The 2,205-nt window shown below is 45.9% G+C and carries 3 protein-coding genes; all 3 read right to left on the minus strand.

Annotation, left to right across the window (positions count from 1 at the left end; translation table 11 throughout):
* Positions 1–223 precede the first annotated feature (223 nt).
* The gene (locus B3W37_RS02005; RefSeq protein ID WP_483170552.1) at positions 224–700 is read right to left on the minus strand and encodes an acyl-CoA thioesterase; all 477 of its coding nucleotides are present in this window, start codon (positions 698–700) and stop codon (positions 224–226) included.
* A 333-nt stretch (positions 701–1,033) separates the two neighbouring features.
* Positions 1,034–1,318 (minus strand): hypothetical protein, encoded by a 285-nt coding sequence (locus B3W37_RS02010; protein WP_481038643.1) that lies wholly within the window; start codon positions 1,316–1,318, stop codon positions 1,034–1,036.
* A 214-nt stretch (positions 1,319–1,532) separates the two neighbouring features.
* A partial coding sequence (locus tag B3W37_RS02015; protein ID WP_483174620.1) for an SLC13 family permease occupies positions 1,533–2,205 on the minus strand: 673 nt, incomplete at its 5' end.

The following is a 2,205-nucleotide window of genomic DNA, read 5'->3' on the forward strand; positions in this document are numbered from 1 at the left end:
CCCCCATTTTTAATAAACAGGTGACAGAGGTTTAGAATGTGGATTTACGACCTCCAGAAACTACAAAGGCTTGGATAACGCTCCAGGCCCTTCCTCTCCCAGTTCTCCTGTATAGCAAAAGTAATGTCCCTGCTACCACGCTATGTCCAGAGGAAAAAAACCGGGGCCTAAGCCCCGGCTTCGTCACGCTACTGGCAATTTCTAAGTACTCATCTTATGTGCCCTAATCTTGGTGAACTTCTGACTTGAGTTTGGCTATCCGTTGCTTTGCATATTCAAAACAGCGCCGCTCCTCTTCTGTCTCCAATATTAGAGGCGGTACGGTAGTGGGGCGGCCATTTCGATCAAGAGCCACCATAACAAAATATCCTTCTGATACATTTTTGGTTTCACCGCTTCTCAGGTGTTCGGCCTTAACATCCACAAATACCTCCATGGATGTTCTGCCTGTATAAGTGATTTTGGCACGGCAAATAACCAGGTCGCCGATAAATACCGGTTCCATAAAAGACAATTGCGTAACATTAGCCGTCACTACATTGCAATGGCAATGGCGAATTGCGACTACTCCTGCAGCTGTGTCCATAAGCTTCATGACTTCTCCCCCGTGCATTCTTCCAGCTGCGTTGGCATGGGAAGGCAAGACCACCTGAGGCATGATTAAGATGGATGTGTTTGGGGTTTTTTCATCTTTTGCCATAGCTCATCTCCTGCTTTCTACATGGTTATTAATCCATATTAGATAAGAAATCCGGTTTATAAACTTCGCTAAAACCGATCATGATGGGATGAAAAGATGATTTCCGTGCACCGCCAATAATCTTTATTGCGGATCATATCGTATTGTGGGCAGACACATTGCACGGCCAGAAGTGCATCAGTCAATCCAGTATAAATATAAACGAAAAAATGCAATCAAACAATGCGTAACTCAACGTACTGGTTATTTGGTATTCCCTTCGGCGCATATCATAATCGCTTTTATCGTATTTTCCGCGTAAACACTGTGATCATTGGCATGAAGGTCAAGAGATTAGGTGTTGAGGCTTATGTGAAAAGCATCCAATTTCAGCTTCATCCAATATACGATGTCACAATGTTTGCATGCACCCACTGCCAGAGGATCCTGTTGACCATGAGTGATGCCGAAAAAATCAATATGAGCTTGCAAATCACGGCCGCAATACCGGCATTGAAAATTTTTGGGCAGGCGTTTACTCGCGCCTATGTACACCCAGTTGTTCAGGTCTTTATTGAAATTGAAATCTCTTATCAGCCAATGTCTGAGAATCCACGGGGGCGGCACTTGTTTTCCCATCTTGCGATCCTCCTTTAACCATCCGGCATCACACCAGAATAAAGTATTATCAAAGGGAGGCCTTTCATATCTGATTCCTCCGCTTGTATTTCCTTTGTATTATAGCGCCCCCAGGTAAAAGGCTTGATTCAATTATGTAAAATATTTTGGTAATTTCCGTATTGGTTACGTAAAATGAGATTTTTCGATCGGCAGGAACGGATTGCACCTTCAACTACCCCAGGTATCTGATATATATATAGACATGGCAGATAAATACGGACACTATCATCAGCGGCAGTCCCACCTTGGTGAAACCCCAGAAAGTGATTTTTAACCCGTTTCTCTCTGCAATGCCTGCAGCCACCACATTGGCGGAAGCCCCGATCAGAGTTCCATTACCGCCCAGGCATGCGCCCAAGGCTAAGGACCACCACAGCGGCTCCATGGGCATTCCGGACATGGCGCCCAAATCTTTAAGCAAAGGTATCATGGCCGCGACAAAGGGAATATTGTCGACGATGGCGGAAGCAAATGCGGATATCCATAGGACCAGGATGGCGGTCAGAGAAAAGTTACCCTGGGTAAAAAGCAGGGCCTGACTGGCCAGGCTGGTAATAACCCCTACTTTAACCAGGCTTTCAACCAGAATGAATAACCCCATAAAAAAGAACAGGGTCGGCCACTCTACAGTCAGCAGGATATCTTCCGGTTCTTCCCCGGTGGCAATCATCAAGAGTACCGCTCCAGCCAGAGCTATTGTGGCGGAATCCAGGTGCAGGGCTTGATGAAGAAAAAAACCCAATACGGTCAGGGCCAGTACCGCCAGCGATTTCTTCAGAATATTCCAATCCTTAATAACCTGCGGCGGATTAAGTTTCATGATCTCCTGCTTGTCCTCCTCGGCT

The organism is Syntrophomonas sp. UBA5494 (genome assembly GCF_002426325.1).